The following is an 11,544-nucleotide window of genomic DNA, read 5'->3' on the forward strand; positions in this document are numbered from 1 at the left end:
AGGAGAACGCCTTGACCGACGCCGAACTGCGGCTCAGCTGCACAACCCACCTTCCAGGCCACCGCCAGCCCTCGCCCGCCCAACTGTTCGGGGCGATGGCTGCATGGTGCGAGGCCAACGGCGTAGCGCACGATACCTACGGCAGCGGCGCGCTGATACAGGATTTCGAGCAGAAGATCGCCAGCCTGCTGGGTTTTGAATCGGCGCTGTTCTGCATCAGCGGCACCATGGTGCAGGCCACGGCGCTGCGCATCGCCTGCATGGAGCGCGGCAGCCGGCTGGTCGCGCTGCATCCGACCTCGCACATCCTGCGCCACGAACGGGGCAACCATCAACTATTCGAGCACTTCCAGGCCTTGCAAATCGGCGACCCGCACCGCCCCTGGACGCTGGAAGAGCTGCAGGGCATACCGGACAAGCTTGGCGCAGCCACGCTGGAACTGCCGATGCGCGAGATCGGCGGCCAATGCCCAAGCTGGGACGAGCTGCAAGCCATCAAGGACTACTGCCGCGAACAATCCATCCACCTGCACCTGGACGGCGCCCGCCTGCTGGAAACTGCCGCCGCATACGGCCGCCCCGCCGCCGACATCGCGGCCGGCTTCGATTCCGTCTACCTGTCGATGTACAAAGGCATAGGCGGCATGGGCGGCGCCATGCTGCTGGGTAGCGCGGCCTTTGTCGCCAAGGCCCAGGAGTGGTTCCGCCGCCAGGGCGGCAATGTCTACCAGCGCACGCCGTACGTGGTGGCCGCCGCGATGCAGTTCGACGCCAGGCTGGCGGCCATGCCGGTCTACTTCCAGCGCACGCTATGGCTGTACGACGTGCTGCGCGACTACCCGCTGCTGACGCCCAATCCCGCCCGTCCGCAAGCCAGCATGCTGCACCTGCATCTGCCGGTGAGCCGCGAGCGCGCCAACGAGATCCGCAATCGCATCGCCGAGCAGCACGGCGTGTGGCTGTTCAACGCCGCCAGCCATGCCGCGCTGCCCGGCCGCAGCTCGGTGGAGCTGTACATCGGCGACAACCTGGTCAAGCTGCCGGACCAGCGCGTGCGCGAAATCCTCACGCTGTGGTCGGACGCGATGTCCAACTAAATTCTGCACAAGCCGGTACAACCGGCTACACTGCGCCCCTTTTCGCGCATTTTTGACATTACTGAGTACATCATGACCTTCCAAGCCCTCGGCCTGATCGCCCCCATACAGAGCACGCTGGACACGCTGGGCTACAAGCAGCCCACGCCCGTCCAGAAGCAAGCCATTCCCGCCGTGCTGGCGGGCCGCGACCTGATGGCGGCGGCGCAGACCGGCACCGGCAAGACGGCGGGCTTCGCCCTGCCCATCCTGCAGCGCCTGACGATGGACGGCGTGACCGGCCCGAAAGCGGTACGCTGCCTGGTGCTGGTGCCGACGCGCGAACTGGCCGAGCAGGTCTACGAGAGCTTCCGCAGCTACGGCGGCAACCTGCCGCTGAAATCGGCCGTGGCCTATGGCGGCGTGCCGATCGAGCCGCAGATCACCAAGCTGCGCAAGGGCCTGGACGTGCTGGTGGCGACGCCGGGCCGCCTGATCGACCTGCACAACCAGGGCGCGATCAGCTTCGCCATGCTGCAAACGCTGGTGCTGGACGAGGCCGACCGCATGCTGGACCTGGGTTTCGAGCGCGATCTGGACATCCTGCTGGCGGCCCTGCCCAAGCAGCGCCAGACCTTGCTGTTCTCGGCCACGTTCTCGGACGAGATCCGCAAGCTGGCCGGCGGCATGCTGCGCGATCCGGTGTCGATCCAGGTCAGCGCCAGCAATACCGCCACCAAGACCGTCAAACAATGGCTGATCCCGACCGACAAGCGCCGCAAGCCCGAACTGCTGCTGCATCTGCTGAAGAAGCTGAAGTGGGGCCAGGTGCTCGTCTTCGTCAAGACCCGCAAGGGCGTCGAAACCCTGGTCAAGACCTTGCAGGAACACGGCATTTCGGCCGACTCCATCCACGGCGACAAGACCCAGCCGGCCCGCCTGCGCGCGCTGGCCCGCTTCAAGCAGGCCGAGGTCCAGCTGCTGGTGGCCACCGACGTCGCCGCGCGCGGGCTCGATATCGAGGCGCTGCCGCAGGTGGTCAACTTCGACATGCCGACCGTCGCCGAGGACTACATCCACCGCATCGGCCGCACCGGCCGCGCCGGCATGGAGGGCGAAGCCGTGTCGCTGGTCTGCGCCGATGAAGTCGAGATCCTGAAAGCCATCGAAACGCTGACGCGGCAAGTCATCGCCCGCATCGAGGAGCCAGGCTTCGAAGCCGACCACCGCGTGCCGGAGACCGGCCCGAAAGGCGTGGCCGCCGCATTGGCCAAGAAGGCCGCTGCCGAAGCGCCGGCCAAGAAGAAGCGCCCGTTCACCGGCCCTGCCGGCGGCAAGGCAGCTGCGGCGGCGGGCAAGCCCGCCGTGACCGCGCGTCCGGCTGGCGGCGACGCCTCGCTGGGCACGTGGGCACCGCCTCCGCCGTCTGGCAAGCCAGCCGGTGGAGCGCGCTCCGCAGGCGGCAAGGCCCCCACGGGCCGCATCTACGGCGGCGCCAAGCCGGCAGCAGCGGCTCCCAAGGGGGCAGTCGTCGTCACCGGCGGACGTGGCGCCAAGTCTCTTGCGCGGACTGCGGGCAAGGCCACCGCAAAGCCGGGCGGCCGCAAGACTGGCCCACGCTGAGCGCTTGGGGCGGCCATGTGCGCCGCCTGATAAAATAGCTACCTTTCCGGGCCGTTGCGGCCCGCGCACCACGTTGGAGAATTGAATGCAGCAATACCAGGAACTGATCCAGACCGTCCTCGATACCGGCAGCTGGCAAGACAACCGCACCGGCATCCGCACGCTGAGCGTACCGGGCGCGATGATGCGCTTCGACCTGCTGAACGGCGGCTTCCCCGCCGTGACGACCAAAAAACTGGCATTCAAATCCGTGGTCGGCGAACTGTGCGCCTTCCTGCGCGCCTCCAGCAGCGCCGCCGATTTCCGCGCGCTGGGCTGCAAAGTTTGGGACCAGAACGCCAACGAAAACCAGCAATGGCTGGACAATCCCTACCGCCTGGGTGAAGACGACCTGGGTCCGGTCTACGGCGTGCAGTGGCGCCAATGGCCGGGCTTCAAGCTGATCGCCGTCGACCAACCGGCGCAGATCGCCGACGCGCAAAAGAACGGCTTCCGCCTGATCTCGCAGATCGAAGACGAAGGCGTGACCAAAGTCCTGCTGCACAAGGCCATCGACCAGCTGCGCGAATGCCTGGACACCATCGTCAACAATCCAGGCAGCCGCCGCATCCTGTTCCATGGCTGGAATCCGGCCGTGCTGGATTCGGTCGCGCTGCCGGCCTGCCACCTGCTGTACCAGTTCATCCCCAACCCGAACACCCGCGAACTGTCGATGTGCCTCTACGTGCGCTCGAATGACCTGGGCCTGGGTACGCCGTTCAACCTCGCCGAGGGCGCGGCACTGATGCACCTGGTCGGCCGCCTGACCGGCTACACGCCGCGCTGGTTCACCTACTTCATCGGCGATGCCCACATCTACGAGAACCACATGGACATGGTCAAGGAACAGCTGACCCGCGAGCCTTTCCCGGCGCCGCAGTTCCGCATATCCGACCGCGTGCCGGACTTCGCCAAGACCGGCAAGTACGAGCCGGAATGGCTGGAGAAGGTAGAGCCTTCCGACTTCTCGCTGGAAGGCTACCAGCACCACGCGCCGATCACGGCGCCGATGGCGGTATGACGCAACTGGACTTCATCCCCGGCACGCTGTGCGACGAAAGGATGTGGTCCCGTTTGACGCCGCTGCTGGGCGACGGTTTCGAATTCAACCACGTCCCGCTGCACAAGGCGCACACACGTGAGCAGATGCAGGAGCTGATCGCGGCGCACAGCGCGCCGTCGGCGCATCTGGTGGCGTTCTCGCTAGGTTCCTACCTCGCCATCGAATACGCGCTGCTGCACCCGGAGCGCGTGCAATCGCTGGTGCTGATCGCGAATTCGGCGCGCGGTCTGAGCGAGACCGAAAAGGAAACCCGCCGCCGCATCATCCCCATATTGAAGAACAACGCCTACACCGGCATGACGCGCATGCGCCTGCGCGAGCTGCTGCATGAGACGCACCTCGGCGACCAGTCCATCATCGACACCATCCAGCAGATGGCGGTGGACCTGGGTAAGGACGTGCTGCTGGCGCAGTTCACCGCGTCGATGGAGCGCCCCGATCTGATGGAGCGCCTGGCGGAGATCAAGTGCCCGGTGCTGATCGTCGGCGCCGAGGGCGACCAGTTGGTCGATCCCGCCGACCTGCGCGAGATGGCGCGCCACCTGTCCGATGCGCGCCTGAGCATCCACGACGGAACCGGCCATATGATCCCGCTGGAAGTCCCGCAGGTGCTGGCCGCCGACATCAAAGCGTTTCACCACGCCACATGAAGCGCCTGGCCCTCGCCGCCATCGCGTTTTATCGACGCCACCTGTCGCGGTTGAAGGGCTTTGCCTGCGCCTTCCGCGTCCACACCGGGCGGGATAGCTGCTCCGCCTACGGCCAGCGCGTCATTGCCCGCCATGGCCTGATCCTCGGCCTGATGCTGCTGAACCGCCGCATGAACGCCTGCGGCGAGACCCATCGGCGGCATCGCCCGCCAGCGCCAGCGACGCGCGCCATGAGCGCGCGCCACCGCACCCAGGCCGGCTTCTGCGACCTGTCCTGCGACGTGCCCGACCTGCCCTGCAGCGCCGGCGACGTCGGCGAAGCCTGCGATATCGCCAACTGCGGCTGCGAACTCGCCAACTGCGGCACGCCGGATTGCAGAAACTGGTGGCGCCGGCGCAGGGGCAAAGACGAGGACCAGTACGTCCGCGTCAATCCCACGCAGGGCCTGGAATAGCTCAAGCCTTGACGATCAGCGTGCCGGCCATCTCCTCATGGCCGCTGCCGCAGAAGTTATCGCACAAAAAACCGAACTGCCCCGCCTCCTCCGGCTTGAGCTTCACCCGCACCGGCTTGCCGATCACCAGATCGGCGCGAATCTTGAAGTCCGGCAGGCTGAAACCGTGCGGGAAGTCCAGCGCTGTCAGCTCCAGCACCACCGCCTCGCCCTTCTTCAATTCGATCACATTCGGCGCGTAGCGGAACTTGCGCGCCTCGATCTTGATGACGCGCTCCTTCACCCCGGCCTGCACGGCGCCAAAGACGGCCAGCGCCAGCGGTGTACACATCAGCATTCTACGTTTGGTCAGCATGGCGATTCATCCTTTCATCGCAGGGAATTCGGTGATCTGGTAGGCCACCGGCTTCATCTCCGCCTCCACCTCGCGGAAGCCCAGTCCCTTGCCTGGCGCCGCCGGATCCCACGGCAGCGGCGTGCGCTTGTCCTGCGAGCCTGGCGCCGGCAGCGGGAAGATCAGCGACTTGGCCGCGTGATGGGCAATGTGACCGCTCATGTGGTGGTTCTCCTGGTGGATGTGGCCATAGAACACCGTGACGTTCGAATACGGCATCAGCAGCGCCATGGCCTGCTCGCCGTCGCGCGTGGCCCAGTCCCACTTCGGCGCGAGATCGAACAGAGGCCGGTGCGTCAGCACGACGATGCGCGCATCCTTCGCCTGCTTGGCCAGATCGGCCTTCAGCCACGCCAGCTGCGCCTCGCCGATGCGCGCGCCCGGGTCGGACACGTTGTCGATGGCGATGAAATGCACGCCCTTGTGATCGAAGCTGTAGTGCGTGGGCCCAAAGAACTCCTGGAACGCCGCGCCGTTGTCGAGCGAGGCATCATGCTCGCCCGCCAGGTAGTGCACGTCCTTGACCTTCAGCTCAGCGGTAATCTGCTTGAACTCCGCCATGCGCCGGCGGCGTTCGGCCGGATCGTCGGTGGTGTGGGTCAGGTCGCCGGTGAAGACGATGAAATCCGGCTGCACCGCCAGCGCGTTGACGCTGTCCACCGCCTGCCGCAGCGTGTTCTGCGCTTCCGGGTTGGCTGGCCCCTTGTAGCCCCAATGCGAATCGGACAGCTGCACAAAGTAGAAATCTTCGTAGCCGTCGGCGGCCATGGCCTTGCCGTACAAGCCGGACATGAAGACGGCGCCACCGCCCACTGCGCCCAGCCTTAGAAATCCTCTGCGATCGATCATGATGTGCTCCGTAATGTGGTTGAAGAGACGGCGCCGCGGCATGGCATAATCGGCGGGCGCCGGTCGTACCGGCTAAAACCCGGATCACGGCCCGGATATTCCCGATTATTTTTTTATTTCTCGATCGGGAATAAAACCGCGCCGAACGGAGTCTTCATCCACTGGACCACTGCAATGGATAAGTACTTGGGCGACGACGACAAAACCGCGCAGTTCGAAGCGATGGCCATGCCGCACCTGGATGCGGCCTACAACCTGGCCCGCTGGCTGACCCGCGACGAGCATGACGCCGACGATCTGGTGCAGAACGCCTATCTGCGCGCCTTCCGCTTTGCCGACGGTTTTCGCGGTGGCGACGTGCGCGCCTGGCTGTTGACCATCGTGCGCCACACCTACTACAGCGCACTGCGCGACGGCCAGGCGCAACGCGGCGATATCAGCTTCGACGAGGCGCTGCACGGCGACGACGAGAGCGCCGATCCGGCGGCCATCGTCGCCAGCCGCGACACGGGCCGCACCGTCAACGCCGCGCTGGCCCAGCTGCCGCAGGCGTTTCGCGAGGTACTGGTGCTGAAGGAGATGGACGATCTGTCGTACAAACAGATCGCGCAAGTGACCGAAACGCCGATCGGCACGGTGATGTCGCGGCTGGCCCGCGCGCGCAAGCTGCTGCTGGCCTACCTGAAGCACGGAGAGCAGCATGGAATCTAAGCACAGCCAGGACAAGTTGTCGGCCTACCTGGATGCCGAACTGAATGCGGCCGACCGGCGGCAGCTGGAAGCCCATTTGTCCGGCTGCGACGAATGCACCGCCGCGCTGGCGCAGCTGCAGGCGCTGCGCCAGCGCGTCGCCTCGGAGGCGCAGCACTACGCCGCGCCCGCATATCTGAAGCACCGCATTCACGCGGCGCTTCAGGCGGAGCCCAGGCCGCAGCAGCGTGCAGCGGCGCCGCGTACGTGGTCGTGGGCATGGATCAATCTCGGTCTGGCGGGCGCCGCCACGGCGGCTTTTGCCGTCACGCTGACGCTGTACCTGGGCCAGCCCACACCCAACGAACGCATCGAGCAGGAACTGGTGGCCAGCCACTTCCGCGCGCTGATGCCCAACCACCTGGCCGATGTGGCCTCGACCGACCAGCACACCGTCAAGCCCTGGTTCGCCGGCAAGCTGGATTTTTCGCCGCCCGTGTACGACCTGGCGCCGCAAGGCTATGCGCTGATCGGCGGCCGCCTGGACTATCTGCAGCAGCGTCCCGTGGCGGCGCTGGCCTACCGCCACCGCCAGCACATCCTGAACCTGTACATCTGGCCGGACGCCAGCGGCAGCAGCAGCACGCCGCATGCGGCGATGCGGCAAGGCTTCCACCTGCTGCGCTGGTCGCAGGACGGCATGCAGTACTCGGCCGTGTCGGACATCAACCCGCAAGACCTGTCGCAGTTCGCAGGCATGGTGCGCCAGAAAGTGGCACAGGCCGACGCGCAGTAGGCGCCGCATTCCGCTGCGGCATACCACCCCGGATCAAATTGAACGATAATGTCGGCTCTGCATCTGATAGCATCAAAAAATGAGCACATTGACCATCATCGTCGCCATGGACGCCCAGCGCGGCATCGGCATCAACAACACCCTGCCGTGGAAGCTGCCGGAAGACCTGGCGCATTTCAAGCGTTTGACCACCGGCCACCCTATCGTCATGGGCCGCAAGACCTTTGACTCCATCGGCCGGCCACTGCCCAACCGCCGCAACATCGTCATCACCCGCAACGCCGGGTGGCGCCATGAGGGCGTGGAAGCGGTCGGCTCGGTCGAGGCGGCCCTGGCGCTGCTGGACGGCGCCCCCGGCTTCGTCATCGGCGGCGCCGAGATCTACCGGCAAGCGATGCCGCTGGCGGACCAGTTGATAATTACCGAGATCGCCCGCACCTTCCAGTGTGACGCCTTCTTCCCCGAGCTCGACGCCGGCGTATGGCAGGAAGCCGCCCGCGAGAAACATGCGTCGGAAACGGCGGATTTGCAGTACGCTTTTGTTACACTGCGCCGCAAGGCCCAGGCTTAATTTCAACCTCATCAAGGAATCAACAGCAAATGTCAGGCGACGGTTTTCACGTACACGGACCTCATGACCACGCGGTCGAGCACGCGGCTCACGGCAGCGATGGCTTTTCGAACAATATTGCCGTCATGACGGCGATCCTGGCCACCGTCGGCGCCACCTTCGGCTACCTGGGCGGCGCCACGCAGAACGACGCGGCACTGTTCAAGAACAACGCGGCCATCGACAAGACCCAGGCCGCCAACAGCTGGAACTACTACCAGGCCAAATCGAGCAAGCAAAACCTGGCCGAACTGGCCATGGTGCTGCCCGGCGTCGATCCGAAGAAGTACGAGGCCGACGTGGCCCGCTACAAGTCGGAGAAGGACGACATCAAGAAAGAGGCCGAAAAGTGGGAGGAATCCTCTAAAGAGTGGAACCACAAGTCGGACGAGGCCATGCACCAGCACCACCAGTGGGCGCTGGCCACCACGGCCGAGCAGATCGCCATCTCGCTGGCCGCCATCACCCTGCTGACCCGCAAGAAATGGATGATGGGCCTGGCCTACGGCGTGGCCGGCGTCGGCATCGCGCTGGGCGCGTTTGCCTGGTTCCACGTCGATCCGGTCGGCCAGATGCTGGCCAAGCTGGGCGGCGGCGCAGTCGGCCATTGAGGCGATGTAATGCCGTGGTAACACTGTTGCTGCAACCTTAACGGGTTTATTGCAATATTTTTTTCCCGCAGAGCCCGCATTTCTGCGAGAATCCCGTTCTTATTTTTTTTATGCGACTGCCGAACCAGTAGTCGCGCCCTAGTCCGCCCCTCCACACAAGTCAGGGGCGGCTTGCTTTTTTGGAGACATGCATGAAATTTCGTTTCCCCATCGTCATCATCGACGAGGATTTCCGTTCCGAGAACACGTCCGGCTTAGGCATTCGCGCCCTGGCCGATGCGATGGAAAAAGAAGGCATGGAAGTGGTGGGCGTGACCAGCTACGGCGACCTGTCCCAGTTCGCCCAGCAGCAGTCGCGCGCGTCGGCCTTCGTGCTGTCGATCGACGATGAGGAATTCGGCGCCGGTTCGGCCGAGGAAACCGACGTGGCGCTGAAGTCGCTGCGCGCCTTCGTCGAAGAGATCCGCTACAAGAACGCCGACATCCCGATCTACCTGTACGGCGAAACCCGCACCTCGCGCCATATCCCCAACGATATCCTGCGCGAACTGCACGGCTTCATCCACATGTTCGAAGATACGCCGGAGTTCGTTGCGCGCCACATCATCCGCGAAGCCAAGTCCTACCTGGACGGCCTGTCGCCACCGTTCTTCCGCGCGCTGGTGCACTACGCCAACGATGGTTCGTACTCGTGGCACTGCCCTGGCCACTCGGGCGGCGTGGCTTTCCTGAAGTCGCCGATCGGCCAGATGTTCCACCAGTTCTTCGGCGAGAACATGCTGCGCGCCGACGTCTGCAACGCCGTTGAAGAGCTGGGCCAGCTGCTGGACCACACCGGCCCGGTCGCCGCCTCCGAGCGCAACGCCGCCCGCATCTTCAACGCCGACCATTGCTACTTCGTGACCAACGGCACCTCGACCTCGAACAAGATGGTCTGGCACTCGACCGTGGCGCCGGGCGACATCGTCGTGGTCGACCGCAACTGCCACAAGTCCATCCTGCACTCGATCATCATGTGCGGCGCGATTCCGGTGTTCCTGATGCCGACCCGTAACCACCTGGGCATCATCGGTCCGATTCCGCTGGAAGAGTTCACGATGGAGAGCATCATGCGCAAGATCGAGGCGAATCCGTTCGCCCGCGAAGCCGTGAACAAGAAGCCGCGCATCCTGACCATCACCCAGTCGACCTACGACGGCGTGGTCTACAACGTGGAAACCCTGCGCGAAATGCTGGACGGCCAGATCGACACCCTGCACTTCGACGAAGCATGGCTGCCGCACGCCACCTTCCACGATTTCTACAAGAACATGCACGCCATCGGCAAGGACCGTCCGCGCGCCAAGGAATCGATGATCTTCTCGACCCAGTCGACCCACAAGCTGCTCGCCGGCCTGTCGCAGGCTTCGCAGGTGCTGGTGCGCGAATCGGAATCGGTCAAGCTGGACCGCGACGCCTTCAACGAGGCTTACCTGATGCACACCTCGACCTCGCCGCAGTACTCGATCATCGCTTCGTGCGACGTCGCTGCCGCGATGATGGAAGCGCCAGGCGGCACCGCGCTGGTGGAAGAATCGATCCTCGAAGCGCTGGACTTCCGCCGCGCGATGAAGAAGATCGACCAGGAATGGGGCAAGGACTGGTGGTTCCAGGTGTGGGGCCCGCAGGAGTTCGCCGAAGAAGGCATCGGTTCGCAGGAAGACTGGATCATCAAGGCAGAAGACGACTGGCACGGCTTCGGCAAGCTGGCGCCGAACTTCAACATGCTGGACCCGATCAAGGCCACCATCGTCAACCCGGGCCTGTCGCTAGACGGCCAGTTTGCCGAGTCCGGCATCCCCGCGTCCATCGTCACCAAGTACCTGGCCGAGCACGGCGTGATCATCGAGAAGTGCGGCCTGTACTCGTTCTTCATCATGTTCACCATCGGCATCACCAAGGGCCGCTGGAACACGCTGTTGACCGCTTTGCAGCAGTTCAAGGACGATTACGACAAGAACCAGCCGATGTGGCGCATCCTGCCGGAATTCGCGGCCGCCAACCCGACCTACGAAGGCATGGGCCTGCGCGACCTGTGCCAGCAGATCCACGATTTCTACAAGGCTTACGACGTCGCCCGCCTGACCACCGAGATGTACCTGTCGGACATGATCCCGGCCATGAAGCCGTCGGACGCGTTCGCCAAGATGGCGCATCGCGAGATCGAGCGCGTCGCCATCGACGAGCTGGAAGGCCGCATCACCTCCATCCTGCTGACGCCATACCCACCGGGCATTCCGCTGCTGATCCCGGGCGAGCGCTTCAACAAGACCATCGTCGACTATCTGCGCTTTGCACGCGACTTCAACGAGCGCTTCCCCGGCTTCGAGACCGACGTGCACGGCCTGGTCAAGCGCGAAGTGGACGGCAAGCGCGGCTACTTCGTGGACTGCGTCAAGCAATAAATCCCGGCCGCATGGCCGCAAGCCCGCCGGCATCGAGCGACAAGCGCTCGGGCCGGCGGTTTTTTTTACGTCAAAAATAAATGCTGCGTTGCGCAAAATTGACGTTTCCTGGAGAATATTGTTATTTGCAACGTAATAAGTTCGCTTAACTTTAGTCGATTATCTTTTAATTCCAGTCAAATTTTTCAGTATTGCCGCGCGGAATTGAAATCAGTTTTCTTTTGAAAGTCGGCCTCTTCTACAA

12 protein-coding genes are annotated in these 11,544 nt (G+C 64.2%); 10 read left to right on the forward strand and 2 right to left on the reverse strand.

What is annotated here, in order from left to right; genetic code table 11:
• The first annotated feature begins 11 nt into the window (after positions 1 to 11).
• From GEV01_RS04365 to yidD, 5 genes are all read left to right on the forward strand, one after another.
• The gene (locus tag GEV01_RS04365) at positions 12 to 1,097 is read left to right on the forward strand and encodes a threonine aldolase family protein (RefSeq protein ID WP_152801968.1); all 1,086 of its coding nucleotides are present in this window, start codon (positions 12 to 14) and stop codon (positions 1,095 to 1,097) included.
• Positions 1,098 to 1,169: 72 nt separating this feature from the next.
• Positions 1,170 to 2,699 carry a DEAD/DEAH box helicase gene (locus GEV01_RS04370; RefSeq protein ID WP_152801970.1) on the forward strand — a complete coding sequence of 510 codons (1,530 nt, stop codon included), beginning with the start codon at positions 1,170 to 1,172 and terminating at the stop codon, positions 2,697 to 2,699.
• Positions 2,700 to 2,784: 85 nt separating this feature from the next.
• Positions 2,785 to 3,759, forward strand: a complete 975-nt coding sequence (locus tag GEV01_RS04375; RefSeq protein ID WP_008448103.1) for a thymidylate synthase — start codon at positions 2,785 to 2,787, stop codon at positions 3,757 to 3,759.
• Positions 3,756 to 4,451, forward strand: a complete 696-nt coding sequence (locus GEV01_RS04380; RefSeq protein WP_152801972.1) for an alpha/beta fold hydrolase — start codon at positions 3,756 to 3,758, stop codon at positions 4,449 to 4,451. The genes GEV01_RS04375 and GEV01_RS04380 overlap by 4 nt, the downstream gene beginning before the upstream one ends.
• Positions 4,448 to 4,906, forward strand: a complete 459-nt coding sequence (yidD, locus tag GEV01_RS04385; protein WP_152801974.1) for a membrane protein insertion efficiency factor YidD — start codon at positions 4,448 to 4,450, stop codon at positions 4,904 to 4,906. Before GEV01_RS04380 ends, yidD begins: the two co-directional genes overlap by 4 nt.
• A 1-nt stretch (position 4,907) precedes the next feature.
• Here yidD and GEV01_RS04390 read toward each other — a convergent pair whose 3' ends face one another.
• Together GEV01_RS04390 and GEV01_RS04395 are read right to left on the reverse strand one after the other, a co-directional pair.
• Positions 4,908 to 5,261, reverse strand: a complete 354-nt coding sequence (locus GEV01_RS04390) for a cupredoxin domain-containing protein (RefSeq protein WP_235914212.1) — start codon at positions 5,259 to 5,261, stop codon at positions 4,908 to 4,910.
• 6 nt (positions 5,262 to 5,267) lie between these two features.
• Positions 5,268 to 6,149, reverse strand: coding sequence for a metallophosphoesterase family protein (locus tag GEV01_RS04395; RefSeq protein ID WP_235914214.1), 882 nt, complete (start codon positions 6,147 to 6,149; stop codon positions 5,268 to 5,270).
• A 174-nt stretch (positions 6,150 to 6,323) separates the two neighbouring features.
• On the opposite strand from GEV01_RS04395, the gene GEV01_RS04400 reads away from it, so the two are divergent.
• The 5 genes from GEV01_RS04400 (at position 6,324) to GEV01_RS04420 (ending at position 11,300) form a co-directional block, all read left to right on the forward strand.
• Positions 6,324 to 6,860 (forward strand): sigma-70 family RNA polymerase sigma factor, encoded by a 537-nt coding sequence (locus GEV01_RS04400; protein WP_152801975.1) that lies wholly within the window; start codon positions 6,324 to 6,326, stop codon positions 6,858 to 6,860.
• Entirely contained in the window at positions 6,850 to 7,635 is a 786-nt protein-coding gene (locus GEV01_RS04405) for an anti-sigma factor family protein (protein WP_152801977.1), read from the forward strand. The genes GEV01_RS04400 and GEV01_RS04405 overlap by 11 nt, the downstream gene beginning before the upstream one ends.
• A 79-nt stretch (positions 7,636 to 7,714) precedes the next feature.
• Positions 7,715 to 8,206 carry a dihydrofolate reductase gene (locus GEV01_RS04410; RefSeq protein WP_152801979.1) on the forward strand — a complete coding sequence of 164 codons (492 nt, stop codon included), beginning with the start codon at positions 7,715 to 7,717 and terminating at the stop codon, positions 8,204 to 8,206.
• Positions 8,207 to 8,235: 29 nt separating this feature from the next.
• Entirely contained in the window at positions 8,236 to 8,856 is a 621-nt protein-coding gene (locus tag GEV01_RS04415; protein WP_152801981.1) for a DUF4337 domain-containing protein, read from the forward strand.
• Positions 8,857 to 9,047: 191 nt separating this feature from the next.
• Complete coding sequence (locus tag GEV01_RS04420) at positions 9,048 to 11,300, forward strand: arginine/lysine/ornithine decarboxylase (protein ID WP_008448094.1); 2,253 nt, start codon at positions 9,048 to 9,050, stop codon at positions 11,298 to 11,300.
• The last annotated feature ends 244 nt before the right edge of the window (positions 11,301 to 11,544 follow it).

This window comes from Rugamonas rivuli (assembly GCF_009380165.1).
GTDB lineage: Bacteria > Pseudomonadota > Gammaproteobacteria > Burkholderiales > Burkholderiaceae_D > Rugamonas > Rugamonas rivuli.

Bases quoted from the DNA above. Each gene is read 5' to 3' on its own strand.
- GEV01_RS04410 (WP_152801979.1), top strand. From the start codon at position 7,715: ATGAGCACATTGACCATCATCGTCGCCATGGACGCCCAGCGCGGCATC.
- yidD (WP_152801974.1), top strand. From the start codon at position 4,448: ATGAAGCGCCTGGCCCTCGCCGCCATCGCGTTTTATCGACGCCACCTG.
- GEV01_RS04395 (WP_235914214.1), bottom strand. From the start codon at position 6,149: ATGATCGATCGCAGAGGATTTCTAAGGCTGGGCGCAGTGGGCGGTGGC.
- GEV01_RS04415 (WP_152801981.1), top strand. From the start codon at position 8,236: ATGTCAGGCGACGGTTTTCACGTACACGGACCTCATGACCACGCGGTC.
- GEV01_RS04405 (WP_152801977.1), top strand. From the start codon at position 6,850: ATGGAATCTAAGCACAGCCAGGACAAGTTGTCGGCCTACCTGGATGCC.
- GEV01_RS04400 (WP_152801975.1), top strand. From the start codon at position 6,324: ATGGATAAGTACTTGGGCGACGACGACAAAACCGCGCAGTTCGAAGCG.
- GEV01_RS04370 (WP_152801970.1), top strand. From the start codon at position 1,170: ATGACCTTCCAAGCCCTCGGCCTGATCGCCCCCATACAGAGCACGCTG.
- GEV01_RS04375 (WP_008448103.1), top strand. From the start codon at position 2,785: ATGCAGCAATACCAGGAACTGATCCAGACCGTCCTCGATACCGGCAGC.
- GEV01_RS04380 (WP_152801972.1), top strand. From the start codon at position 3,756: ATGACGCAACTGGACTTCATCCCCGGCACGCTGTGCGACGAAAGGATG.
- GEV01_RS04390 (WP_235914212.1), bottom strand. From the start codon at position 5,261: ATGCTGACCAAACGTAGAATGCTGATGTGTACACCGCTGGCGCTGGCC.
- GEV01_RS04420 (WP_008448094.1), top strand. From the start codon at position 9,048: ATGAAATTTCGTTTCCCCATCGTCATCATCGACGAGGATTTCCGTTCC.